The organism is Mycobacterium sp. ENV421 (assembly GCF_002887815.1).
GTDB lineage: Bacteria > Actinomycetota > Actinomycetes > Mycobacteriales > Mycobacteriaceae > Mycobacterium.
Genome location: NZ_PDHO01000033.1, coordinates 13,284 through 39,590, shown reverse-complemented (window position 1 = coordinate 39,590; position 26,307 = coordinate 13,284). Strand labels below are relative to the sequence as shown.

Annotated in this window: 18 protein-coding genes; 8 read left to right on the top strand and 10 right to left on the bottom strand. The window is 63.0% G+C overall.

The genetic code is table 11. The features are described from left to right. Positions 1-29 precede the first annotated feature (29 nt). Positions 30-2,228 carry an acyltransferase family protein gene (locus CRM90_RS25440; RefSeq protein WP_102809689.1) on the top strand — a complete coding sequence of 733 codons (2,199 nt, stop codon included), beginning with the start codon at positions 30-32 and terminating at the stop codon, positions 2,226-2,228. 12 nt (positions 2,229-2,240) lie between these two features. Here the strand turns inward: CRM90_RS25440 and CRM90_RS30350 are convergent, their stop codons facing one another. The 5 genes from CRM90_RS30350 to CRM90_RS25415 form a co-directional block, all read right to left on the bottom strand. Then, a complete protein-coding gene (locus tag CRM90_RS30350) occupies positions 2,241-3,518 on the bottom strand; it encodes a glycosyltransferase (protein ID WP_142391455.1) in 1,278 nt (425 codons plus the stop codon). Further along, entirely contained in the window at positions 3,515-4,723 is a 1,209-nt protein-coding gene (locus tag CRM90_RS25430) for an acyltransferase family protein (protein WP_102809673.1), read from the bottom strand. Before CRM90_RS25430 ends, CRM90_RS30350 begins: the two co-directional genes overlap by 4 nt. A 12-nt stretch (positions 4,724-4,735) precedes the next feature. Next, on the bottom strand, positions 4,736-5,725 hold the full coding sequence (locus CRM90_RS25425; RefSeq protein WP_102809672.1) for an NAD-dependent epimerase/dehydratase family protein: 990 nt from the start codon (positions 5,723-5,725) through the stop codon (positions 4,736-4,738). Between the two features lie 42 nt (positions 5,726-5,767). Next, positions 5,768-7,150 carry a nucleotide sugar dehydrogenase gene (locus tag CRM90_RS25420; protein ID WP_102809671.1) on the bottom strand — a complete coding sequence of 461 codons (1,383 nt, stop codon included), beginning with the start codon at positions 7,148-7,150 and terminating at the stop codon, positions 5,768-5,770. Positions 7,151-7,282: 132 nt separating this feature from the next. After that, positions 7,283-8,551: a glycosyltransferase gene (locus CRM90_RS25415; RefSeq protein WP_102809670.1), complete on the bottom strand. Its 1,269-nt coding sequence runs from the start codon at positions 8,549-8,551 to the stop codon at positions 7,283-7,285. 176 nt (positions 8,552-8,727) lie between these two features. Here CRM90_RS25415 and CRM90_RS25410 point away from each other — a divergent pair, with 176 nt between their 5' ends. Together CRM90_RS25410 and CRM90_RS25405 are read left to right on the top strand one after the other, a co-directional pair. Continuing rightward, positions 8,728-10,365 (top strand): GMC oxidoreductase, encoded by a 1,638-nt coding sequence (locus CRM90_RS25410; protein ID WP_102809688.1) that lies wholly within the window; start codon positions 8,728-8,730, stop codon positions 10,363-10,365. Between the two features lie 47 nt (positions 10,366-10,412). Further along, positions 10,413-11,531: a class I SAM-dependent methyltransferase gene (locus CRM90_RS25405; protein ID WP_102809687.1), complete on the top strand. Its 1,119-nt coding sequence runs from the start codon at positions 10,413-10,415 to the stop codon at positions 11,529-11,531. A gap of 42 nt (positions 11,532-11,573) precedes the next feature. On the opposite strand, the gene CRM90_RS25400 is transcribed toward CRM90_RS25405, so the two are convergent. Further along, on the bottom strand, positions 11,574-12,572 hold the full coding sequence (locus CRM90_RS25400; protein ID WP_102809669.1) for a Gfo/Idh/MocA family protein: 999 nt from the start codon (positions 12,570-12,572) through the stop codon (positions 11,574-11,576). A 132-nt stretch (positions 12,573-12,704) separates the two neighbouring features. Continuing rightward, positions 12,705-13,694: a Gfo/Idh/MocA family protein gene (locus tag CRM90_RS25395; protein WP_102809668.1), complete on the bottom strand. Its 990-nt coding sequence runs from the start codon at positions 13,692-13,694 to the stop codon at positions 12,705-12,707. 224 nt (positions 13,695-13,918) lie between these two features. On the opposite strand from CRM90_RS25395, the gene CRM90_RS25390 reads away from it, so the two are divergent. After that, the gene (locus tag CRM90_RS25390) at positions 13,919-14,731 is read left to right on the top strand and encodes an alpha/beta fold hydrolase (protein WP_142391454.1); all 813 of its coding nucleotides are present in this window, start codon (positions 13,919-13,921) and stop codon (positions 14,729-14,731) included. Positions 14,732-14,772: 41 nt separating this feature from the next. Here CRM90_RS25390 and CRM90_RS25385 read toward each other — a convergent pair whose 3' ends face one another. The 3 genes from CRM90_RS25385 to CRM90_RS25375 all read right to left on the bottom strand — a co-directional run bounded on the left by CRM90_RS25385 (position 14,773) and on the right by CRM90_RS25375 (position 17,925). Then, the gene (locus CRM90_RS25385) at positions 14,773-15,579 is read right to left on the bottom strand and encodes a TylF/MycF/NovP-related O-methyltransferase (RefSeq protein WP_199190053.1); all 807 of its coding nucleotides are present in this window, start codon (positions 15,577-15,579) and stop codon (positions 14,773-14,775) included. Between the two features lie 98 nt (positions 15,580-15,677). Next, positions 15,678-16,946 (bottom strand): glycosyltransferase, encoded by a 1,269-nt coding sequence (locus tag CRM90_RS25380; protein WP_102809666.1) that lies wholly within the window; start codon positions 16,944-16,946, stop codon positions 15,678-15,680. A gap of 4 nt (positions 16,947-16,950) precedes the next feature. Beyond that, a complete protein-coding gene (locus CRM90_RS25375) occupies positions 16,951-17,925 on the bottom strand; it encodes a sulfotransferase family protein (protein WP_102809685.1) in 975 nt (324 codons plus the stop codon). Between the two features lie 110 nt (positions 17,926-18,035). Between CRM90_RS25375 and CRM90_RS25370 the strand changes: the two genes are divergently transcribed. From CRM90_RS25370 to CRM90_RS25355, 4 genes are all read left to right on the top strand, one after another. Further along, positions 18,036-19,430, top strand: a complete 1,395-nt coding sequence (locus CRM90_RS25370) for a condensation domain-containing protein (protein WP_102809665.1) — start codon at positions 18,036-18,038, stop codon at positions 19,428-19,430. Between the two features lie 530 nt (positions 19,431-19,960). Beyond that, on the top strand, positions 19,961-20,380 hold the full coding sequence (locus CRM90_RS25365; protein WP_102809684.1) for an MmpS family transport accessory protein: 420 nt from the start codon (positions 19,961-19,963) through the stop codon (positions 20,378-20,380). Continuing rightward, positions 20,377-23,259, top strand: a complete 2,883-nt coding sequence (locus CRM90_RS25360) for an MMPL/RND family transporter (RefSeq protein WP_102809664.1) — start codon at positions 20,377-20,379, stop codon at positions 23,257-23,259. The genes CRM90_RS25365 and CRM90_RS25360 overlap by 4 nt, the downstream gene beginning before the upstream one ends. Beyond that, on the top strand, positions 23,260-26,199 hold the full coding sequence (locus CRM90_RS25355) for an MMPL/RND family transporter (protein WP_142391453.1): 2,940 nt from the start codon (positions 23,260-23,262) through the stop codon (positions 26,197-26,199). The last annotated feature ends 108 nt before the right edge of the window (positions 26,200-26,307 follow it).

Below are 26,307 nucleotides of genomic sequence, written 5' to 3'. Positions count from 1 at the left end.
CTGTTACGCAGCCCATTGAAAGAGTGATCGTGCACCAGGCCGACAGCGTCAGCGCCTCCAACCAGCAGCAGAGCGGACAGTCTGCGCAGTCGCGATTCCGTGCGGACATCGAGGGCCTGCGCGCTATCGCGGTAGTCGCCGTCGTCCTCTTTCACGCCGAGATGCCGGGCGTGGGTGGCGGATACGTCGGCGTGGACGTGTTCTTCGTCATCTCCGGCTTTTTGATCACCGGATTGCTCTGGCGCGAAGCCAATACCACCGGCACCGTTCGGCTGCGCAGCTTCTACGGGGCTCGCGCCCGCCGTCTTCTTCCCGCCTCGGCAGCGGTTGGCATCGTCACGATGATCGCGTCCGCGGTCCTGTTACCCCCTCTGCAGGCCACCACTGCTCTCCAAGACGGAATCACCAGCGCCCTGTACGTTGGCAACTACTGGTTCGTTGCCCGCGGCGGCGACTACTTCGGCGGTCACCTACCGCAGTCGCCGTTTCTGCACTACTGGTCCTTAGGCGTCGAGGAACAGTTCTACCTGGTGTGGGCACCGCTGATCCTGCTCACCGCATGGTTGATCCGACGGACACACAACCGCACGAGAATCGCCGCCACCTCCTCGCATCGTCCGTTCCTGGTGGTACTCGTCATCGTGTCCATCACGTCGTTCTTGCTGTCGCTGGTGGTCACCTATGTGATGCCTGCCGCCGCGTTCTTTTCGCTGCCGACCAGGGCCTGGCAGTTGGCCGTCGGAGGGGTGGTCGCGCTCACCACCACCCAGTGGCGCCGGCTGTCACCTCGATCTGCCTCGGTCGCGGGCTGGACCGGTTTGGTCCTGATCCTGCTGGCCTGCGTCTGGTTTACCCCGACCACCCCGTTCCCCGGGGTTGCCGCACTGCTTCCCACACTCGGTGCCGCGCTCATCATCGGCGCCGGCTGCGCCGCACCCGCCGACGGCTGCGGGAAGCTGTTGGGACTGCAGCCGATGCGCGCGATCGGCCGGATCTCGTACTCCTGGTATCTGTGGCATTGGCCGGTACTCATCCTGACACCGGCCCTGCTGGGCCATTCCCTGAGTTTGGCCGGTCGGTTGACAGCCGCGTTGCTATCGGGATTGCTCGCCTGGTTTACGTTGCGGTATCTCGAGAACCCGCTGCGATTCGCCCCGAGAATCCGTAATTCGCCGTGGCGCAGCCTCGGTCTGGGCGCGGCGGCCACCGTCGCCGCCGTCGCCGCCGGCGTCGCCCTCACGCTGTTCGTCCCTCACCCAATCGGACGCGGCGCCCCCGGAAAGACACCGACGTTCACCGCCGGGTCCGTCCCCGCAGGAGCGGACGCAAACGCCTACGACGCCGTATTCCGTCAGACCGTCGCCCAAGTGCATGCTGCGCTCGCGGCCTCAAAAGACCTGACGGCGGTTCCCGCCAACCTGACACCTTCGCTGGCTGACGCCTCCGCCGAGCTGAGGTCCCTGAAGCTCAACGGCTGCATGCGCATGCCCTTTGAAGGCGGCCAGCCTGAGTGTGCGACCGGCGACCTCTCCTCGTCGACGACCGTTGCGATCGTCGGTGACTCGCACGCCGCGATGTGGCACCCCGCCTTCCGGGCTGCTGCCGAGCAGCAACACTGGCGGTTGGAGACGCTATCCAAATCGGCGTGCCCGCTGATGGCATCACCGTCATTCACCAATCCGATGCATCGGCTGGCGTTGAGTATCGACAAGTGCGACGAGTGGCGGCACGAGATCCTCACCCGACTGCAAGCGGAGCGTCCGAAGCTGGTCGTGGTCAGCATGTGGCGCGGCTACGGCGCGAGCGGCGGCGGGTTCGAGGGACAGTCAGGTTTCCACTCGTACGATTCTGTCTGGCTCGCCAATTTGACCCGGCTCGTCCAAGAATTGCGAAGCACCGGCGCGCAGGTACTGGTGCTCGGACCAGTCCCAGATCCGCACACCGACGTGCCGATCTGCCTATCCGGCCACCTCGATGACGTCGCCGCCTGTACGCCCCGACGATCAAGCGCGGTCAACGAATCCGGCATCGTCGCCGAGGCTGCCGCCACCCGGGCCGGCGGCGGACAATACGCCGACGTCACCGACCTGTTCTGCACCGCAGACCTGTGCCCCGTCGTTGTCGGCGATACCCTGGTCTACCCCGACTGGACGCACATCACGTCCGAATACTCCCGGGCGCTGGCACCTGTCATAGCGGCATTGGCACAGCGCGCGCTAGCCCAATAAGTTCTCGACAGGCTACTGCGAGGACGCCTGACATCCGGCGAAGGCCTCCATGAAATCTGCTGCAGCTGAGGCACTTGCAATAGATGTCCGCATCTGCGTCGCGGCGGCGCGAGCCCGATCGAGATACTCCGGCGCGAGGATCTGCCGAAGATCTGAGACCAGCGTCTTGCTGCTGAGTGCCAAAAAGCGCCGGGCTGTACCTACTTTCAGGCGCGTGATGGCAGCTCCCCGCATCCGCCGGTCTGGCGCCGACCACAGGACCAGGTGTGGAATACCAGCTCGGAGCGCGGCCGCCATCGTGCCGGCACCGCCGTGGTGAACAACCGCACGACATCCCGGAAAGACCGTCGCGTAGTTCATCGTCTCGACCACCTTGACGTGTTCGGCATACGTATCCGTGCTGAATCCACTCGACCCCGCACAGACCAATGCCCGCTCGCCCAGCTGTCCACACACCTCGCTGATCATGGCGATCGTGTCGGCCGGTGACTTCAGCGCCATACTGCCGAACGCGAAGCAGATCGGCGGGCTGCCCGCGGCGATCCACGACTCGACCTCCTCATCGGCATTCGTCGGCATCTCCAGCGTCAGGGTCCCGACAAAAGACCGCTGCTCCTTCCACCTCGCCCATTCGGTTGCGAGACCGGGGAAACACACTTCGTCGTAAGCCTGGAGCTCGAGCGATCCCCGGTCGGTGATCCGCCGCGTCGCGGCACGCGAGTCCTTCGGCAGACCCAGTTCACGGCGCTGCCCCTTTTCCGCGTTGCCGGCCACTCGCGACGTCAACCACCAGAAGGAGCTCATTGCCATCCGGCTCAACGCTGGTGGTAGGAACCACAGGAACTGACCGTTGGGTCGCAGCGGAATGTAATGCAGTGTCACCATCGGGATGTCGTAGTACTCGGCGACGTTGGCGGCGAGGTCCTCGAAAACTTGGCCGTGGAACAGTACGTCCGCACCCTCGGCGAGTGTCATCAATGCCGTATTAAGTTCGCGCCGGCAGCGCATGGAGAATTCCCAGTCTTCGCTGTACAGCTTGTGCAGTGTCCTTACCTGCCAGGGGCGGTATGTCGATTCGCCATAAAGGTTTGCCCCGGAGTTCGAAGCCAGAGCCTTCTGGGAATCCGGTCCGTACGGAACAGCGCTGAACCCCGCCGCTTCGGCTAAGCCGACCTGGTCGGGTGGGACAGCCACCCGCACATCGTGGCCTCGGCGCATCAACTCGCAGCCGACAGCCAGTGACGGCTCGACATCACCACGAGTTCCATAGGTTGCTAGCGCAATCTTCATTGCGGTGCCTCCTTCGAGTTCTGCGCAATCAGCTCCCCGAATCCATCTTCCGATCCCCCAACGGCCGCGCGTCTCCTCTGCTCATAACGACGCTTGAGAGAAACCGCGGGCTTCTCGACAAGGAACCAGCTCACCGCGGCGAGTGGCACGGTGACCGCGGTAGCGACCATCGCGAACACAATCGGGTTGAGAAATGCGAGTCCAGACATGACCAGCAACTGCTGGATCGGCCATGCATATACATAGACGCCGTAGGAAAAGTCCGTCCGCAGTCTTAGTCGCTTGTTCTTGATGAGCGCGCCTGTGACGATGACGGCGTAGGCCAAAGGAATGGCCGCGAGCAGCCGGTAATTGGGCAAGAAGCTCGCCGCCAAACCGATAACGACGCTGAGCGCCACAAGTGACCATCTGGCCGGGATCGCATTCCGGAACTCATAAATCAGTGCTCCGGCCCAGAACATCAGCGCGAAGCGCGCGACGATCGCCTGCACGAACAGCGCTGCGGTGGCCGGGTCCATCTTCTGCTGCGTCTCAGCCAGGTCCGCGAAGACACTCCATGCCGGCAGACTCATCGACCACAACAGCGTCAAAGCGAACAACGCGGGAATGAACCACTTCCGGCGCAGAAACCCCACCACACCGAACACCGCAACAGCGATGTAGCACAGCACTTCCCAGATCAGCGTCCAGAGCGAGCCGTTCCACACCCCGGACACCGGGATGCCACTCGGTGTACCCCCGACGCCCTGCTGGGTGAGCATCACTCCGAGGTTGCCGACGACGTACTCGAAGGGCGCACGCGACAGGAGTAACTTGCCTGCCGAGCCACCCTGGATGGCCACTCCGATCGGTGCTATCACGAAGGCGGTGACGATCAGGCAGAACCACAGGCCGGGCAGAATGCGGAGCGCCCGCGCGACGAAGTACTCGCGGACCTGTGGGTGTCTGAACCAACTCCAGGTGATGAGAAACCCTGAGATCGCGAAGAATCCGTCGACCCACACATCTCGGAGAAGCTGGTGAGCCGGCGCGAACGACAGGTGCCGGCCCGTCAGCAGCCAGGAGTGATAAAGGATGACCCCTGTGGCCATCGCCAGTCGGCAGGCGTTGAGTGCGTTTGCCCGAGGATCGAATACACTCCCGAGGCTCTTGCCGCCGGCAACCGCGGGGTCACCGTCAGTGGCGAGTTTGGGGTCTGTCGTCATTCGAATCGATCCTTAGCCCGATTCTTTGAGGTACCACGGGTTCGCCCGCGCCCACTCGATGGTGCGGCGGATCCCTTCTTCGACATCGATCTTCAGCCGCCAGCCCAGCTCTCGCTGCGCCTTGATCGAATCCGGGATACGGCGGGGAATGTCTTCATAGCGACCGCCGAAATGCGCCGCCGTGTCGACGGGTTCGGCGCTCGACACCCCCTCGACGGCGGCAATCTTGATCGCTAAATCGACAGCCTCACGCATGGTCGTCTCCACCATGCTGCCGACGTTGAACGCCTCCCCGATCGCCGCATCGCTGTCAGCGGCCAGCAGGGTGCCGGCAACCGCGTCGTCGACGTAGGTGAAGCAGCGGGTCTGGTCGCCCGAGTCGTAGAGCAACGGCTGGCGTCCGTTGAGGATCCGGTGCACGGTCTGCGACACGACAAAGATCGGATTCTGGCGCGGCCCATAGACATTGAAATAGCGGACCACTGTCACCGGCAGTCCGCGGGCGACATGCATGGCGAACACCAAGTGCTCGGCCATGCCCTTGCTGGTGCTGTAGCTCCACCGCGCGGTCTTGGTCGAACCGAGGACGCGGTCGTGGTCCTCGGCCCATGGCGGATTGGGGTTCTTGCCGAACACTTCCGACGTACTGGCGAACACCACCCGAATTCCATTGCGGTGGCTGAGTTCCAGAACGTTGCGGGTCCCGATCACATTGACGTCGAGAACTTGGAGCGGATCGTCCATGTAATTCTTGACGCCGACGACCGCGGCGAGATGGAACACCGTGTCGACGTCCGGCGTCAACACCTCTTCGAGCGCCGCCAGGTCGGTGACATCGCCCTGCACGAACCGGAAGGTGGGATGATTGTCGAAATCGATGCTGGTGTCACGGGTGTTCTTCGCGAAGTCGAAAATGGTGACAGTATCTCCGCGTTCCAGCAGTGCGGTCACCAAATGCGATCCGATGAAGCCGTAGCCGCCGGTCACGACGACATTGGACATAGTTGCTCTTTCGTTCTATCGGTTGATGGAGACGACCAGCCGCTAGCGGCCTATCCCCTTATAGATGAACCCTGCCGCCCGTGCGGCCGCAGGGTCGAAGCTGTTGCGCCCGTCGAGAAACACGCAGCGGTCGGCCGCCAGATCCGCGAGGCGGACGAGCGGAATCTGGTGGAATTCCCGGTGTCCCGCAAGGACAACCAGTGCATCGGCATCCTTGACCGCGGACTCGATGTCCGGACTCAGCGGAACCTTCGTCACCGTGTGCGCTTCCTCGTCGGGCACCCACGGGTCGTGGACAGAGAGCTGGCATCCCGACTCTTCAAGCAGCGCAACGACGTACTTGGTCGGGGTCAGCCGACAGTCACCGGTGTTGTTCTTGAACGCGATGCCCAGGACGGCGATCTTGCTGTTCTCGATCGTCTTGCCTTGATCGGCCAGCAGCTGGGTGAGCAGTCCGTAGGTATAGCCGGGCATCGTGTCGTTGACGGTCCGAGATGTCTTCGGCACCTGCAGATCCAGTCCCACGGTCTCGCCGAGGTGGTTGACGAACCACGGGTCCTTCGTGAGGCAGTAGCCGCCGACGCCCATACTCGGCATTAAGATGTTGACGTTGTGGGTGCCCTTCGGCATCGAGTTGGCCGCAGCGATCACCTGCAGCACGTCCATGTCCAGACGGTCGCACACCTTGGCCAATTCGTTCGCCATCGCGATGTTGAGGTCGATCCAGAGGTTGTCGGCGAGCTTGACCATCTCGGCCGTGCGCGGGTCCTCGACGATGATGGACTCCAAGCCGAGGGCGTGGCGCCAGAGCGTGGCGCAGCTGCGCGCGCTGCGTTCATCGACGGCGCCGACCACGACGGGAATCGAGGTGAGCTCCCGGATGGCCTGCCCTTCGGCTAGCCGCTCGGGACAGAACGCCAACCCGAAATCGTCCCCGGCCTTCAACCCGGACGCCTCTTCCAGGATCGGCCGCACGAGCGTCTCGGTGGTGTCGGGTGGGACGGTGCTTTTCAGGATGACGAGGTGGCCTGGACGCAGGTGCTTGCCGACCGCCCGCGCCGCCGCTTTGATGTCGTCGACGATGGGCTCGTAGTCCGGCCCCAGCGGCGTGCCGACCGTGACGATGATGAAGTCGTTGTCCGCGATGACACTGAAGTCCGTCGTGGCGCGCAGTCGGCCGACCCGGACGCTTTCCGCCACGATCTCGCCGAGGCCGGGCTCCGGCACGTGGCTCTTGCCCTGGTTGATCTCGTCGACCACGTGCTGTCGCACGTCGATACCGGTCACCGGCCAGCCGCGGTCAGCCAGAACGGCCCCGATCACCGTGCCGATGTAGCCGAAGCCCACAACCGCGATCCCGGACCGCATGCCCCGGACCAAGAGGTCGATCTCAGCATCGCTTCGCCCGAACGCGCCTCTAGCCATCGCCGTACCTAGCTCCTTCACCTACCCCGTGCGCGTCCTGGATCGGACCGGGCCTCACGACCAGCGGTCGCTGCGCAGCCTAATCGAATATTGACGCTGCCGACCCGAAATTCGGGCGGCTGGCAAAAGTGATCAGGCCCGGCACTTCAGGCGTGCAAATTCCTCCACACGATCAGCCGCAGCAACGACCGCATCGTCACGTGTCGTCATCCGCGGGGCGATCTCACGAGCCCGCGCCGCGTAGTCCAGGGCCAGGATCCGACGCAAGTCCTTCACCAGTGATTTTTCGGTGGTTGTCGAGAAGCGGCGCCCCGCCCCGACCTTCAGCCGTTTCAGCTGAGCCGCAAAAAACGGCTGGTCAGGCAGTGTCCAGAGCACAAGCTGGGGGACTCCCGCGCGCAGACATGCGGCCAGGGTTCCCGAGCCGCCGTGGTGCACCACCGCGCGACAGGACGGGAAGATCGTCGCGTAGTTGACCTGGCCGACCACCTTGACATGGTCGAACTGCGGGGCGCTGGTGTAGTCGGTACCGCCCGCGCCGACGATCGCGCGCTCCCCCAACTGGGCACACGCTGCGGCGATCATCGCGACCGTATCGGCAGGCGATCCGATCGGGACGCTTCCGAATCCGAAAAATATCGGCGGCGTCCCGTCGGCGATCCACGACGCCGCCTCCGCATCGGACTCGGTCGGCGACGCCATCGCCAGGGCGCCGACAAATGGCCGCTGGCGATCCCATTTGCGCCACTCGCCCGCCAGCCGAGGAAACATCAACTCGTCGTATGCCTGGATCTCCAGCGAACTCCGGTCCGCGACGCGACGCGGTACGGGGCTGGTGGCCTTGGGCAACCCCAATTCGAGCCGCTGCGCATCTTCGCCGCGACGAGTCCCGCGCCACGCGGTCCACTCATTCACCGTCATCGCCATGCGACTCAGCGGCGCCGGCAGCAGCGGTAGCAGCTGACCGTGCACCCGGTACGGGAAGTAGTGCAGGGTGACCAGCGGAACGTCGTACGCCTCCGCGACATTGGCCGCCGGCTGCTCGAAGATCAGCCCGGTGAGTAGCAGGTCAGCCCCCTCGGCGGCCGCAGCCAGGTTCCTGGTCATCTCCGCCCAGCACTCGTCGGCGAACTGCGCGGTTTCCGCGGCCATCCGGTTGAGCTCCTTGAGCTTCCACGGGGTGCGGCCGTACAGCGTGAAATAGCGCCACTGCAGCTCGAGGATGTCTTTCGAATCCAGGCCATAAGCCACCGCCGGAAGGCCGGCCGCCTCGGCGAAGCCGACCAGATTGGGCGGGACGGCCATGCGGATGTCGTGCCCTCTGCGCAGGAGCTCACGGCCGACCACCACGGCGGGCTCGATATCGCCGCGACCGCCGTAGCTGGACAGCACAAATTTCATCGCCGGTTCTGGCCTTTCGATCGTCCTGCGGGCACACCCGCAGGAGCAACGGACATTATTACCGGTTTTTTGACGAGCCAGTAAGCGTTCGGCCATGCGTGCGGCTCAACGTTGATACGATCCCGAATCGCCGAGCCCAGGCCGATATTTGGGCCATCACGCTGAGGAGCTCGATTTTGGCTGACGGCGCATTGACTGCGCGCGAGACGGAACGCATCGAGTGGGACGTGATCGTCGTGGGCACCGGCATGGGCGGCGGGACGCTGGGCTATCAGCTCGCCAAAGCCGGCCGGCGGGTGCTCTATGTGGAAAAGGGCCGGTCCACCCTTCCCGGGACGCCGGGAACGATTCGTTCGGCGATGCCGGAGCTAGGTGAGCCGCTGGCCACCCGATCCGCAGACACCTATCACGACGCCCTGGCCCGTGGCGGACGCTCAACCGACGAGGTCGAGGACATCAGCGGGCGCTCCCCCAAGAAGTTCGTGCCGTTCATCGGCGGCGGAACCGGCGGGTCCTCGGCGCTCTACGGCATGGTGTGCGAGCGGTTCTTCGCCCGCGATTTCACCCCCCGGCAGAACTTCGCCGACCCCGGCGACTCCACCGTGCCTGAGGCCTGGCCGGTCACGTACGACGAGATGCGGCCCTGGTACGCCGAGGCGGAGAAGCTATTCCGGGTCCGCGGCCAGCCCGATCCGCTGCGACCTGATTCAGGCGTCAATCTCCCTGCCGCTCCACCCTTTTCGGCCGACAATAAGCCGTTGGTCGATTATCTGACGGGTCGCGGCCTTCACCCCTATCACTTGCCGATGGCCTGCGACTACACCGCCGACTGCGCCACGTGCCAGACGTACCTCTGCTCCCAGTCGTGCAAGAACGACGCCTCACGAAACTGCGTGCTGCCCGCGGTCACCGAACACGGCGCCCAGCTGTTGACCGAATGCCGGGTCCTGCATCTGGAGGCCGACCGCACCGGGGTACGGCAGGTTATCTGCAAGCACCCCAGCGGCCGGCTGACATTGACGGCGAAGGTCGTGGTGCTGGCCGCGGGCGCGCTGGCGACCCCCGTTCTGCTGCTGAATTCTCGTTCTGGCGACTGGCCGCGCGGCCTGGCCAATGGCTCAGACATGGTGGGCCGCAACCTGATGCGCCACCTGCTCGATCCGATCATGCTCTGGCCGGAACCGGGTTCCGCAATCACGGACGCCAACAAGGAGATCGGGCTCAACGACTTCTACTTTCATCAGGGCCAGAAGTACGGAACCGTGCAGTCGTTCGGCGCGATACCGCCGATGGAGTGGCTGCTCAACCGCCCAGGACCGCAGGCCAGCGCGCTACGCCTGATGCGGCCCGCGGTGCGGCGTGTGTACGAGAAGTTCTTCACCGGTGGACTGATCCTGGCCGCGATGATGGAAGACCTGCCCTATCGCGACAACCGCGTGCTGCTGTCCGACCTGCCCGGCTCCGACGGTCGCCAGCGGATGCGGATGCAATACCGGCTGCGCGCGAACGAGATCGAGCGGCACGCGGCCTTTCTGCGGATGTTCAAGGATGTGCTGAAGCCGTTTCGCACCCGTGGTCTGGGCAGCGGCAAGAACAACTCGAACATGGGCCATGTCTGCGGCACCTGCCGATTCGGGACCGACCCCGCGTCCAGCGTGCTGGATTCCCAGAACCGTGCGCACGAGGTCGACAACCTCTACGTCGTGGACACGTCCTTCTTTCCGTCCAGCGCCGGCTTGAACCCGAGTCTGACTGTTGCGGCCAACGCGTTGCGGGTCGCCGCCCACATGAACCAGGCGCACTTCGCCACCTGAGTCATCGAGTCGGTCCTAGTCTGTCCGGAAACCTGGAGGTGAAAACGTTGGGAGTCGTCGATAGCGGCACCGTGGGTCGAACCAACCAGACCGTCGACCGGACGAACATCCATCGGATCTGGCGAGCGGTCCTCGTGCTGATTGGACTCGGGATCGCGACCGCATGCTATTTCGTGCCGGTTCTGCTCATCGTGATCGCCGCGCTGCTGGTCGGATTGCTTTGCGCCCGCGTGGTTTACCGTGACCGCGGCCGATACATTCCCAACCTATATGCGCGCGACATTAAGCGCTACGACGAGCCGTACCAAGCGTTCATCACGCAGTCGCTGACCGAGCTGCGCGACCGCAGGATTGCGGGCCACCCACTGTTGTGGGAAGCCTCCCGGCTACCAGAGCCGACGCCGGAGAATTCCGACGAACTGTTGCTCGACCTTGGTGTGTGGATCGGCTGGTCGACGCGCCTGACGTCGGAGGCATCGGGCCGCACGGTGTACGGTTTCGACACATTCGAAGGCCTTGTCGAGGACTGGCAGATCGAGGACCAATTCCTCATCAAGCAGGGCACGTTCTCGCTGTCAGATCCGCTGGCGCGACGGTTCATCCAAGATACGGGTGTGACATTGGACGACGGGGTGCCCATTGCGCTCGGCCGCGAGGTGGAGTACATCAAAGGGAGCACCTACGACACCTTGGCCCCGTTCTTGGCGGAACGTCCTACGGCCTCAATCAGGTTGTTCCACATGGATTTGGACACCTATGAGAGCTGCTTGCATGGGTTGGAAATCTGCAAGAATCGATTCGTCGAAGGATCAATTCTCGTCTTCGACGAGTATCTGGTTACCAATGGAGAGATGCGTGCCTTCTTCGAATTCCAGAGCCGCTACGGGCTGAAATGGCGCTACAGGTCCTGGGGTCTCGAGGTCGGCGAGATGAATGCCGAGATGGTGACGTCTCGTTGGAAGCGAACCCTATACCGCCTGGCCGCAGTCACCATCCATCTGCTCGATGGTCGCTACCTGTGGAAGATCTTCACCAGGCGCTTTTGGCGGTTCTGGCTGGGCGCGCCGATGGGTGACATTCTTTTTATGCTCGGCGCGGCAGGCCTTCGGAAGTCCGTGAGCCTCGAAATCACCGGCCTCGGAACTCTTGGTCCCCAACGGGGTTAGGCAGATCTCTGCGTCGCGCATTACAGCAGCCGACGACCTCGATCAGCTCGGCTCACGAATCGGGAGGCCGGCGGCGCGATAGACCGCGTCGATAACGCTCATGTTCTCGACAGCATCTTGCGGTGACGTCCGTACCGGCTCTCCGCGCAGCACCGAGCCGGCAAAGGCGTCCAGCTGGAATGAGTAGGTGGTGCGGCGTGAGAAGCGTTCTGCACGTTTTCCGTTGGACGATCGTACCGAGAGCCGCGGGAAGAGATTGGGTGCCGCCGGACTGAGCCAACCCAGCTCGCCCTCGTCACCAACGATTTTCGCACTTGCCCGAAACAGCTTGCCTGACCACAGTGCGCACTGCAGACGGCCGGTGTGACCGCCAGCATAACGAAGCTCGGCTTTCATTGCCCGGTCCACGTGGGGCTTCTGCAGTTTCGCTTCTGCCGAAACGACTTCCGGGGTCGAGCCGCCGAAGGTGCGGGCCATGTTTGTCACGTAGCTGCCGGCATCCATCATCGCCCCGCCGGCCATGGCGTAGTTGTAGCAGTTGGCTTTGAACGTCGGCAGCATTACGCACAGCGTGACATCCACTCGCTGCAGAGTGCCGATCTCTCCCGACGTGATGATCTCCTGCACCCGCCGCGTCAGTGGATGGTGGCGGAATTGGATCGCCTCCATCACCACGCGATCCGACTTAGCGGCCAGATCGGCGATTTCTTGCGCTTCGGCGGCATTGGCCGTGAACGGCTTCTCGACCAAAACATGCTTGCCGGCAGCGAGCGCGACTTTCGTCCATTTGCCGTGCATGCTGGTTGGCACCAAGACGTAGATGGCATCCAGCTCCGGATCGTCGATCAGCGCTTCGTAGCTGCCGTAAGCCTTGGGGACGCCGTACTTGCCCGCAAACTCATCAGCACTGGGCTGGTCGCGTGACGCGACAGCCGTTATCGCGACATCGCGGTTCCCCTTGGCCGGGTTGATTATCGTCGTCGGCGCGAAACTTGACGCACCCAAGATGCCGATGCGTACCCGGCCAGCGCTGTCTGGCATTACTTCTCTCTCCCACTAGATGAGCGACGGCGGCGATGAGGCTGACACACCCGGCGGCCCCGTCACCGACGCGATACTAGAAGACGTTCTAACTAGCGTAGCCAGAATTGCCGGAACCGTGAGCAAAGCGGCTCAGCTGGGCTCGCGTGGCGGAAGCGCCGCAGCGCGGTAGATCGAGTCGATGACGGTCATAGTATGGATCGAATCGTCCGGTGTCGTCCGCACCGGCTCCCCTCTCAGCACCGCGGCCGCGAACGCGTCCAGCTGATAAGCATAGGTAGCACGGCGACGGAATCGCTCCACCCGCTTGCCGGCGTCTGATCGCACTGAAAACCGATGAAAGAGGTGCGGCAGCAGGGGATTCAGCACAAACAACTCGCCCCGGTCACCAGTCACCCGCAGGCTTATCCTCAGCAGATCGGTCGACCACATCGAGCATCGGAGCCGCCCCGTGTGCCCGCCGGGAAACCGGAGCTGCGCCGTCATCGCCCGGTCCACCTTGCTGCCACGTAACTTCGCCTGTGCCGAAACAACTTCCGGGGTCGCTCCGCCGAATGTCCGCAACATGTGGACCGCATAACATCCGGCATCCATTGTCGCGCCTCCGGCGAGGGCGTAGTCGTAACGGATGTCAGAGTATTTCGGCAGTGGAAAGCAGAACGCTGCGTCCACGTGCTTCACAGTGCCCAACTCCCCCGAGGCGATAATCTCCTCGGCCCGCAACGCGAGAGGATGATAGCGATAGTGAAACGCTTCCATGACCACTCGGTCCGAAGTGGCGGCCAACTCTGCGATCTCTCGGGCCTCAGCGGCATTGGCGGTGAACGGCTTTTCACATAGCACATGTTTACCCGCTTCAATCGCAGCACGAGTCCACTTGCCGTGCAGGCCGTTTGGCAGTGGGTTGTAGATCGCATCTACGTCCGGGTCGGCAATGAGCGACTCGTAGCTGTCATGCACGCGGGGGATGCCATGTTTGGCGGCGAAGGCCTGAGCGCGCGTCAAATCTCGGGCAGCCACTGCGGCCACCGCAAACTCGGAGTTGTCCTTCGCGGGGGCGATCAGCGCTGCCGGTGCAATCTGGGCCGCCCCCAGGACGCCGATCCGTATCTGGCCCACCATGCGCTCCTTGCATAGCTTCTTCGTCTCCGCGCAATGCCACCCTCGTGTGGCCCACTTAGGCTCAGGGGTGGCCGTGGGAAGAGTACCCCGACGTTCCGAAGACTGGTTCTGAATCCGTTCCGAAGACTGGTTCTGAATCGAGGACCCGCGTGCAGGAGTCACACACAGAGCCGACACCGTCCAGTTTCGCCGATCATTCGCACTTGGCGGATAGCATCGCGAACGTGGATCTGTTCGTGCGCGAATCCGGTCCAGTCGACGCGCCCGCCATCGTCTTCCTACACGGCGGACTGATGAGTGGCTGGACATGGGAGCCCGTGGTCGACCGGATGCTGCAGTATCACTGCCTGGTCCCTGACCTCCCCCAGTACGGCCGGAGCTCCGAACAGGGACCTTTCGAGATGGGCAGTGCCGCTGCCGCGGTTGCAGAGGTTATCCGCGCGCGGGCTAGCACGGGCCGCGCACACATGGTTGGCTTCTCGCTCGGGGCTCAGGTTGGCGTACAACTGCTTGCAACGCAGCCGCACCTCATCGACCGAGCGGTGCTAAGCAGCACCTTCGTCAACATGTTGCCCGCGGTGCAGCTCACGCGGCGATTGGCGCGACTCCTCACCCAGACCTCATGGTTTCGGTGGGCAGTCATCAACCGATTCTGGGACGAACGCGAGGCAGCCGAGAACGCTGACTACCAGGACGACGCACAGCTCAACTCGGGCGCACAGCTTGCGCAAATCGCTGAGGCCTCAGCGGGATTCACGCTGCCCACCACGCTCGGAGAGTCTACGGTGGCAACGCTGTTCCTCACAGGCGAGAAGGAACTGCGATTCGTCCGATACTTGGCACAGACACTCGCGGACTCGATGCCCTACGGCATCGACGGAGTCGCGACCGGCATGCCCCACGACTGGCCCCTGTGCCGTCCCGATCTCTTTTCCCGAACTGTCGACGCATGGTTACGCCGAAACCCACTACCCACGGAAGTCGTAGTGCCCGCGTCAGGTCGTCATCTGTTGCCGGAATCTCAACGGCCCCAGTGATATAGCTGCCTCCGAACGCGACCGAGACGGCCCCTATGTCTTCACCTCTTACGCCACAGCACGCCCGTGCCGTCGATGTCGACGATCTCCTCGGTGATCCCGTGCCTGTTGCGGTAGTCGGTGACAGCTTGCTCACACGCCTTCACGGCCAGGTAGTCATCGACGACGCAGAAGCCGCCGGGCGACAGGCGGGGGTACAGCGCGTCGAGAGCCTGGATCGTGGATTCGTAGAGGTCGCCGTCTAGCCGCAGGACCGCGATGGCATCGATCGGGGCGTCATGCAGCGTGTCCTTGAACCAGCCTGGGAGGAAACGAACTTGGTCGTCCAGGAGCCCGTAGCGTTCGAAATTCCTCCTGACGTCGGCTTCTGACACCCCCAGGATTCCCGAAACGATTTCTGCGTGAATTCCTTTGTCCGCCTTGTAATTCTCGGTGTCAGAACGCGGGACGCCCTGGAAGGAATCACACAGCCAGACGTTGCGAGTCCTGTCCCCGTAAGCCGCCAGAACTGCCCGCATCAAGATGCACGCACCTCCACGCCACACGCCGGTTTCTACGAGGTCGCCGGGGACGTCGTCGGCCAGTGCAGTCTCCACGCATTGCTGCAAGCTGGTTAGCCGCTTCATCCCGATCATTGTCTCAGCCTCGGCTGGCCAGTCCAGGCCCACTTCGCGAAGGTTCTGGTCACGCCTCGCACCCCGAAGCTTTGGACCGAAGGTATTGGCCGCTTTGAGCAGGAGACGGCGCCGCAACGGCCAATCCGAGGGCATCCGCTCATGCATCCCGAACCGGGTCAGGTTGCGTCGGAGCAGCTCGAGGTACAGAGAACGGACGTCGTAGTCGGTGATGGTCAAAATGGCCCTATCTCGCATGCCGGCATTTCGGCGCTGAGTCTAAACTTGCAGGGCCGTCAGTTTGCGGCGTTTCCCGCAGATCAGATCTGCACTCAGCCGATCCGCTTGCGTCGAGCGAAGTCTTCCAACAGGTCGGCAGCTCTCGTCACGCTGTCCGCGGGTCTGATCATCCTGGCGCCGAGTTCGCGGGCCCGGGTGCGGTAATCCGGCGCGAGGATTGTGCGCAGATCCTTGACCAGCCTCTTCTCAGTAGCGGACGCGAACTTCCGGGACGAGCCCACCTTCAGCTTTTTGATGGCGGCGCCCCAGATCATCTGGACATCGGCCATGTAGAGAACCAGCGTCGGGATTCCCGCGCGTAGGCCCGCGGCCGTGGTACCCGCACCGCCGTGGTGCACGACCGCACGGCAGGCCGGGAAGACCGTCGCGTAATTCACCGCGCCGACCACCTTGACGTGGTCGAACATGGGAACGTCACTGAAGTCGGTCCAGCCCGCACACACCAATGCGCGCTCGCCCACTTGCGCGCACGCCCCCGCGATCATGCGAATCATGTCGGCGGGCGACTCCACCGGGATGCTGCCGAACCCGAAGCAGATCGGCGGTGTCCCCGCGGCGATCCACGCCATCACGCCGGAGTCTTCTTCGGTGGCCAGCTCCAGCGTCAAGGTGCCGACGAACGGCCGCTGGCCGCGCCACTGCTCCCACTCCTGCGACAGCCCGGGGAAGAGCGCGTCGTCATAGGCCTGGATTTCCAGCAGCTTGCGTTCGGCGATCCGCCCCGGCACCGGCCCTGTCGCCGGGGTGAGGCCCAGTTCCCGGCGCGCCTTATCGGCTTCCTTCTTCACACCACGCCAGATCAGCGACTCCCCCGCCTTCATCCCCAGCCGGACCACCGGCTCGGGCAGGAAGGGCAAGAGCTTTCCGTTGACCCGCATCGGGTACCACAGCACCGTCGCCAGCGGAACATCGCAATACTCGGCGACGTCGAAGACCAGCTCCTCGTAACTGACCCCGGTGACCAGCAGATCCGCCCCGCCGGCGACCGATGCCAGGGCGCGGGTCATCGGACCCCAGGCGCGCATCCCGGGGCTGCGGGAGTCCTCGAGATACTTCTTAACATCGCGGACTCGCCAGAAGTTGCGGAAGAAGTAGCCCCAGAAATCGCGGGTGTTTTCCAGCCATGACTGCGTATCGGGGCCGTAGGCGACCGCTGTGAGTCCGACAGACTCGGCCGAACCGATCAGATCGGGCGGGACTGCCATCTGCACATCGTGACCGCGGCGCAGCAGCTCGCGACCCACGGCGATCCCCGGTTCGACGTCCCCACGAGTCCCGTAAAAAGCCAGTACGAGTTTCATCCCGTTACGCCCACGTCCCCTTGCGCCGGTGAACCAGCGCAAGGCTTTCCAGACCCAGCTTCACCACGAACGGCGGCAACAGACGGTCGACGTTGAGGTAGCGACGGGAGTCTTTGAACGCCTGCCGGAACCCGCGTTCGCTCGCGCTATAGGCCTGAAAGACCCGATCGAGGTCTGCCTCGTCCCAGGGTTCGTCGCGGGCGGCGGCGGCCAACGCGTTGTACACGGTGGTGATCCAGTCGGTGCCGAAGGGCTCGGTGGCCGGGCCGCGAGTCTGGTGGTGCCGGAGATCCGGGGTGAGGAACTCGTCGACCTCATCGTGAGCGTCGAGATCGACGGCCAGCGCCGTGGAGATCCGTTTGAGTTCCCTGCGCCAGTCGGCCAGGAGGTTGGTGTATTCGACGAACACCCGCGGCACATCACGGGTGTCGCGTTCGGCGAGCAGGCTGTATTTCAACCACCAAGCACAGGTGAGCTCGGGTGAGGAGTCGACGTAGTTCTGCTGGTTGGCCCGCTTCTCCAGAGACCCGATGATCTCGTCCGGATGGCGCACCGCGACCACCGCGGCGACGTCGAAGCCGGCCTGCCGCGCCGCCTCGAACCAGATCCCGGACACTGTCGTCGTCTTGGGTTCCTTGATGATCAGGACCGGGGCGGCGGGCAGGCTCGTGAGGTAATCCCGCAGCTTGGCGACCCAGACGCCGTTTCGGTCGGCGTCGAAGGTGCCGTCGAGGTAGGAATCCAGCGCCATGTCGTATCCGGAGGTGCCGTGGTCATGAAGGATCGCCTGGTTCAGATGGATGACGGCTCGCGCCTCGAAGAAGCCGCGCGGGTTCTCCGACGTCGCGCCCAGTAGACCCGGGGGAAGCGAGCCGCCGCACAGCGAGAGAACCCGAGCCAGCGCCGATGTCCCGGACCGGCCATTGCCCAACACAAAAAGCGCAACCGGACGTTTCTCGGCGCTGGGCCGGCTTGTGATCACAGCGGCAGAATAGGGTTCACGCCAGCGCTTCGACAAGGTATTGGGCGGTTGCGCTGCCGCACCCAACCCCGCCAAATCGACCCATCTGGTCAGCTACTCTGACGCTCGTGTCAATCCAGGAACGTCCTGCGCAAGCACCCGACAAGGCACGGCCGGACAACCGGCTGGTCCTGATGGATCAAGCCTTTTACGCCGGGCATCACGCCGCGGGGCAGCGGGAAGTGATGCAGGTCGGTTGGCTGTATCACCACCCGGTAGACCTCGAAGCGCTGGAGCGGTTCCGCGACAAACTCAGCCAGGGAATGATGGGCCGGCTCATCGAGCGCTCGCCATTGCCGTTCGGCCGGTGGCGGTGGGTGTCGGACCCCAAGCCGGCGGAACTCGATGTCGCGACGGTCCCCCGTCCCCGCGACGAACTCGGCGACTGGTTCGACGAACGCACCCAGCTGCCCATCGATCCGGAATCCGGACCCGGCTGGCGGATCAGCGTCACTCCGCTCAGCGACGGCTCGACCGCGATCAGCCTGGTCCTGTCCCACTACGTCATCGACGGCATCGGTGCTGCGGTCGCCGTCACCCAGGCCCTGTTGGGCATACCGGTCGACCTCGGCTACCCACCGCCCCGGTCGCGTTCCCGCCTACAGGCGCTGTTTCAAGACGTTCGCGAAACCGCGCGGGACGCCCCAGAAGTCGGGCGGGCCGTGCTCGCTGGAGCGAAGGAGGCTCGGCGTCGCCAACAGGATGTCGTGCACTCCCAAGCCCAGGCCTCCCTGCCGGCGGCCACACCGACCAGCGGCGCCGACGACATCGTGATCGTGCCCAATATCTGGATCCGCCTCCGCTTGGACGACTGGAACGCGCGCGCCGAGGCGTTGGGTGGGACGGCGAGCGCGCTGGCCGCTGCCTTCACCGCGCGTCTCGACCGGCACATGGGGCGCAGGCACGGCGACGCCGACGACGTCAGGATGCTGCTGACCGTCAACACGCGCACCATGGACGACTCGCGGGCGGTAGCGGTCTCCTTCGTCCGGGTCGGCATCGATCCGACAGACGCTGCAAGCGATCTGACTGCCGCCCGCACCGCGATCAAGCAGGCGCTCAAGGACGCTAAGGACACTCCCGACGAGTCGGCGGAGCTCGTCGCCCTGACCCCGTTCACGCCCAAGCGGGCCTGGAAGCACCTGATGGACTACGCGGTCAGCGACCCGGAGCAACCCGCGGTGTGCTCGAACCTCGGCGACACGGGTCCGGCGGCGAGCCACCCCGACGGCACCCTGTGCGACGGGATGTTCGCCCGGGGCGCGAGCCAGAACGTCACGCGGGGCTGGCTCGAGCGAACCGGCAGCCAGCTGCATGTCTTTGTCGGCACCTCCATGGAGATGAACCAGGTCGGCGTCTGCGTTCGCGGCTATCAGCCGGGCACTGTGACGTCCCGGGCCGAGTTACGAGAGCTGGCCGAGCGCACGCTGACGGAGTTCGCACTGAGCGGCGAGATCGACTGACGTCACCTCTATATGAGAGCTGCCCTAATGACGCCCTACCGGTTGCGGGAGCGTCAATACAATTAGCCTGGGAACCAACATAAGACTTAGCCATTACCGCAGCTCCGCGCATGCCCTAACGCGTATGCTCCGCTGTTGCATCGCAAAGAGCCCACACGGAGGCCATCACCATGGTTGACTCTCGTCGAGATCGGTCGCGTAATCGACGACCCCGCACATTTGCGGGGAGTGTTGTCGCGCTGACCGTGACGCCCTCTCCTTGGGGGCTACGAGAGACGCCGTGCCTCGATGCGTAGTCAGACGCTCCATTTGATGGCTGGCGCCAGGAGTGGAAACACTCGGCAGACGGGAAAGGTCGGCGTGCAGTGATCGACGGAAGTTTGCCCCACGTTGCGCAAACTGAGCCTGAAGCCACCACCTGGCCCCGCGAGGACACCGCAGTGCAGCCCGCTGACCAATCGCCGCCTCCGCCGCCAGCCGAGAGCAGATCTCGCCAGGGCCGTCGAAATCGGGGGCTCGTGTTTGCGTTGCTGAGGCGCCTGTGGATTCCGTTGGTCGTCATCGCCGTCCTCGCTGCCGGAGGGCTGACCGTGTCACGTCTACACGGCATCTTCGGCAGCGAGAAGACCCTTTCCTACGGCGATACCAAGAATGAGAAAGCGAAGCCATTCAACCCGAAGCACATGAAGTATGAGGTCTTCGGTCCTCCCGGGACGCCGGCCCAGGTCAGCTATTTCGACGCAGACGCCAACCCTGTCCACCAGGACGTAACCCTGCCGTGGTCGTTGGAGTTCCCGATCTCGGCAGCGGCGGGCATCGGCAGTATCGCCGCGCAGGGCGACAGTGACACGATCGGTTGCCGGATCAGCATCGATGGCGAAGTCAAAGATGAGAAAACGACCACCCACGAAGTGAGTTCCTTTGTCTCCTGCCTGCTGAAGGCCGCATGAGTAACCACCAACTCCACACTGGGCAGTCGCTCATGGGACGGGCGATCCGCCGTTTCGCGGTGCTCGTCATGTTGGCCTGGGTGGCAGTCGTCGTCGGCTTGACATTGGGTGTCCCTCCCCTTGAACAGGTCGAAGCTGAGCACTCGGTATCCCAGAACCCCACCGACGCCCCGTCGTACAAGGCGGCCGCGCGGATAAACGAAGCTTTCGACCAGTCGAATTACGGCAACGCCCCGGTGATGGTCGTCCTCGAAGGCCAGCAGACCCTCGGCGACGAAGCCCACGAGTACTACGACCGCCTGATCCACCAGTTCCGGGCCGATACGAAGCATGTCCAGTACATCCAGGACTTCTGGGGCGACCCGCTCACCAAGGGTGCCGCGGAAAGTGACGACGGCAAGGCCGCTTACGTTCAGGTGCTGCTCTCCGGCAAACCGGGCGAGGCGTCAGCCAACGGATCAGTCCAGGCCATCCAGCGCATCATCGCGCAGACGCCGGCACCGCCGGGAGTCAAGGCTTTCGTCACCGGCCCCGCGGCTCTCGCCGCCGATATGGGCGCCAGCGGCAACAGCACGGTCACCACGATCACATTGGTGAGCATCGCGGTGATTTTCTTGACGCTGCTCATCGTGTACCGCTCACCTCTGACCGTCATCCTGCTGCTGTTCGTCGTCGCGATACAGCTGCAGGCAGCCCGGGGATTCGTGGCCCTGCTTGGTCATCATGGGATCATTGGTCTGTCCACCTTCGCAGTGAATCTGCTGGTCGCTCTAGTGATCGCGGCGGGAACGGATTACGCGATCTTTTTCATCGGCCGCTACCACGAGGCCCGCCTGGCCGGCGAAGACCGGGAGACGGCGTACTACACGACCTATCGTGGCGTCGCCCATGTCGTCCTGGCAACCGGTCTCACGGTCGCCGGTGCGACGCTGTGCCTCAGTTTCACCAGGCTCCCTTTCTTCCAAGCGCTGGGCGTCCCATGCGCGGTGGCCGTCATGGTCGCGGTCGCGGTCGCGCTCACGCTCGTTCCGGCGATGATCGCGGTCGGCAGCCGGTTCGGTCTGTTCGAGCCCAAGCGAAAAGTCACCACGCACGGATGGCGCCGGATCGGAACCGCAATCGTCCGGTGGCCCGGACCCATTCTCGTCGCCTCGTTGGCGGTGACGCTTGTCGGATTGCTGACGCTCCCCGGATTCAAGCCGGATTACAACGACCAGCACTTCCTTCCGAAGAACATTCCCGCCGCTGACGGGATTGCCGCGGCATCGCGACATTTCCCTCCCTCGGCGATGATGTCCCCGGAAATCATGATGGTCGAAGCCGACCATGATCTTCGCAATTCGGCGGACTTCTTGGTGCTGAACAAATTGGCGAAAGCTGTCCTCGCTGTCCCGGGTATCGAGAAAGTTCAGGCGGTGACGCGGCCCGAGGGAACCCCGATTGCTCACACCACGATCCCGTATCTAATGAGCGCACAGCAAGCAGGCCAGCAACAATTCATGTTTTTCCAGAAACAGCGCATGAGTGATCTGCTCACACAGGCGGAACAACTGGGTCAGACCATCGGCATCATGTCCCGTATGTATGAGCTGATGCAGCAGATGTCGGCCACGATGCACAGCATGGTCAAGAGCACCCACGAGATGCAGGAGATCACCGAACAACTGCGGGATCACATTGCGGATTTCGAGGACTTCTTCCGGCCCATCCGAAACTACCTGTACTGGGAACCGCACTGCTTTGACATCCCGTTGTGCTGGTCGATTCGCAGCATTTTCGACGTGCTCGACGGTGTCGACGGACTGACCGAGAAGTTACGCGATTTGGTCGGAAATCTCGACCAAATGGACGTGATTATGCCGCAGCTGCTCGCGCAGTTCCCAGAGATGATCTCGATCATGACCAGCATGCGGTCCATGTTGCTCACCATGCACAGCACCATGTCCGGCGTCTTCGGCCAGATGGACGACAACGGTGCGAATTCGACCGCAATGGGTAAAGCATTCGACGCCGCTCAGAATGACGATTCATTTTACGTTCCACCAGAGGTCTTCAAGAACGAAGACTTCAAGCGGGTCATGAAGATTTTCATCTCGGCGGACGGTAAGGCCGTCCGGATGCTCATCTCTCAAAAGGGCGACCCGACTCTGCCCGACGGCATCGCGCGCGTCGACGCGATAAAGACGGCGGCCGAAGAAGCGCTCAAGGGAACTCCGCTGGAAGGCGCGCAAATATCTCTGGCCGGTACTGCGGCTATGGTGAAAGATATCGTCACCGGCACCAAATTCGACATGATAATTGCCGTTGTCGCTGCACTCTGCCTTATTTTCGTCGTCATGGTGATGATGACCCGCAGCCTGATAGCCGCAATGGTCATAGTAGGTACAATCCTGCTTTCACTAGGCGCATCATTCGGGCTGTCCGTATTCATCTGGCAATATTTGCTCGGCATACAATTGCATTGGTCTGTGCTCGTGATGACGGTGATCGTGCTTCTGGCCGTCGGGTCCGATTACAACCTGCTGTTGGTCGCGAGGATGAAGGAAGAAATCGGCGCCGGCATCAATACGGGCATCATTCGGGCAATGGCAGGGACTGGCAAGGTCGTCACCACGGCGGGCCTAGTGTTCGCATTCACCATGGCCTCGATGATGGTCAGCAACGTCATCAGCATTGGCCAGGTGGGCACGACAATCGCCCTGGGTCTGCTATTCGACACCTTGATTGTGCGGGCGTTCATGACGCCGTCGGTCGCAGCGCTGCTCGGCAGGTGGTTCTGGTGGCCGCAACAGGTTCGGCCTCGCCCGGCCAGCACGATGCTCCGCCCTACCGGCCCGCGTCCGTTGGTGCGCGCCTTGTTGCTGAACCAAGAGAAGTAAGTGGCCGAAACCGATCTGAGGCCAGAGCCGGCGAATCAGCTCAGTCGGCCGGTGATTGCGCGGTCGATCCGGACACTATCCCCGCTGATTATCCTGGCGTGGCTGGCGGTGACGGTCCTCGTGACGTTCTTCGTCCCGTGGCTGGAGACCGTCAGCCGAGACCATTCCGTGCCGATGGCTCCGCAGGACGCGCCGGCGGTGGTCGCCATGCACCGAATGGGCAGCGTGTTCAAAGAGTCGTCCTCCGACAGCTTCGCGATGTTGGTGATGGAAGGGCAGCAGGAACTCGGCGACGAAGCGCACACGTACTACGACGGGCTAATCCGCCAGCTAAGAAGCGATACGAAGCACGTCGAGTTCGTCCAGGACTTGTGGGGCGACCGACTCACCGCAGCGGGTGCACAAAGCAAAGACGGCAAAGCCGTTTACATCCAACTGAACCTGGCCGGTAACCAGGGCACGACGCTGGGCCAACAGTCGATTGCCGCCGTGCGCAGCATCGTCGAACGGACGCCGGCGCCGCCGGGCATCAGGGTCTACGTCACAGGTCCAGCCGCGCTGGTATCGGACATGCAGCACGCCGGCGACCACTCCATGATCAAGATGACCGCAGTCGGTGGCGTGCTCATCTTCGCGGTCCTGCTCCTCGTCTACCGGTCGATCGTCACCGTGCTCGGCCTACTGCTGACAGTCGGCATCGAAGTGCTGATCGCGCGGGGGACCGTCGCATTTCTCGCCGACCACAACGTCATCGGCCTCTCGACATTCGCCACCAGCCTGCTGGTCGCCCTGGCAATGGCGGCCGGAACCGACTACGGGATCTTCTTCTTCGGCCGTTACCAAGAGGCACGTCAGGCCAGCGAAGACATCGAAACCGCCTTTTACAGCACCTTCCGAAGCGTCGCCCCCGTCGTCCTGGGAAGCGGGCTGACGATCGCCGGGGCGATGCTGTGCCTGAGCATCACCCGCATACCCATCTTTCAGAGCATGGGTGTGCCGTCGGCTGTCGGCATGTTCGTCGCCGTCGCGGTCGCTGTAACGCTGGTTCCCTCGGTTTTGGCCGTCGGCAGCCGCCTCAAGCTGTTCGACCCGAAGGTCTGGCTGCGGAATCGTCGGTGGCGGCGGATCGGCACCGCGGTCGTGCGCTGGCCGGTCCCGATTCTGATCTCGACGATCGCGATCGCACTGATCGGCCTGCTGGCGTTGCCCGGCTACCAGACGAGCTACAACGATCGGCTCTACATACCGCAGGATCTCCCCGCAAATGTCGGTAATGCGGCCGCTGATCGGCATTTCTCGCAAGCCCGCATGATGCCCGACATTCTGATGATCGAATCTGACCACGACATGCGGAACCCTTCAGATTTCCTCATCTTGCACAAGCTGGCGAAGGCAATTTTTAAAGTCCCGGGCATTTCTCGAGTTCAAGGGATAACGCGTCCCGAGGGCACGCCGATCGAGCACACGTCGATACCCTTCCTGATGAACATGCAGAACGCAGGGATGCAGAGCAGCCTGAACTTCATGAAAAGCCGCATGAACGACCTACTCGAGCAGGTCAAGCTGCTCGACAGGCAGATTGTTCTGATGAAGCGGATGTACGAACTGCAAAAGCAGCTCAGCGATATCACTCACCAGTCCTACGTGACCACGGAAGAAATGTCTCGAGTGATCGTCATTCTGATGAACAACACCTCAGACTTCGACGACTTCATCAGACCAATCCGAAATTACTTCTATTGGGAACCGCACTGCTATGACATCCCGGTGTGCTGGGCGATCCGATCGATATTCAATGCAATCGATGGAATCACTGACCTCAACGACAAGATGAAGGAGATGCTGAAGCATTTTGCAACATTGGATCAGCTGATGCCGCAGCTCCTCGAACAAGTGCCGAAGATGATCACGATCATGGAATCGATGCGAACCATGATGCTGAAAATGCATAGCACGATGTCGGGATCGTTTAGTGTCCTCGACGATTCGAACCTGAACACCACGGCGATGGGGCAGGCCTTCGACGCCGCCCAGGACGATGACTCCTTCTACCTGCCGCCCGAGGTTTTCGGGAACCCGGATTTCCAGCGGGCAATGAGCGCCTACTTATCACCCGACGGCAGGGCCGCGCGGTTCATAATCTCCCACAAGGATGAACCCGCCTCCCCAGCAGGCATCGCGAGCATCGACAAACTGAGATCGGCCGCCGAGGAAGCCCTCAAAACGACACCACTGCAGGGCTCCAAGATCTCGATCGCCGGAACTGCCGCGACATTCAAGGACTTCAGCGTCGGTTCGAAATACGACCTTTGGATCGCCGCGATCGGTGCACTCTGCCTGATTTTCATCATCATGTTGCTCATCACGAGGAGCCTGATCGCGTCACTCGTGATTGTGGGCACGGTCGCGTTGTCGCTCGGCGCATCATTCGGACTCTCGGTGCTGCTCTGGCAATACATCCTGGGCATCAAATTGCACTGGATGGTGCTGCCGATGTCGGTGATCGTGCTCTTGGCCGTCGGCTCCGACTACAACCTTCTGCTGGTGTCCCGGATAAAAGAGGAACTTGGCGCCGGTATCAACACTGGCATCATCCGCGCAATGGGCGGTACCGGCAAGGTGGTGACCAACGCCGGCCTGGTGTTCGCGTTCACGATGGCTGCGATGGTCACCAGCGATCTGCAAATCATCGGCCAGGTGGGCACGACCATTGGCCTCGGCCTGTTGTTCGACACCCTTGTCGTACGGTCCTTTATGACACCGGCGATCGCGGTCCTGCTTGGCCGGTGGTTCTGGTGGCCGCAACGGGTTCGACCCCGCCCGGCCAGCTTTATGCTTCGATCGGAAGGAACGCGTGCGTCGGTGCGGGCCTACATGTTGCCGAGGGAAGCCACCGACGACTATCCGGTCACCGCCGACATTCCACGGACTTCGGTCTAAGTTCCGCGCGTTCGATCAAGGTAGCTGCCAGGCCAGGGTCTCAAGAAACCTGTGGGCCGACGGTCACGTGATCTTCGGGGGCGAAACGGGTTGTCCCGGGCTCGAGAT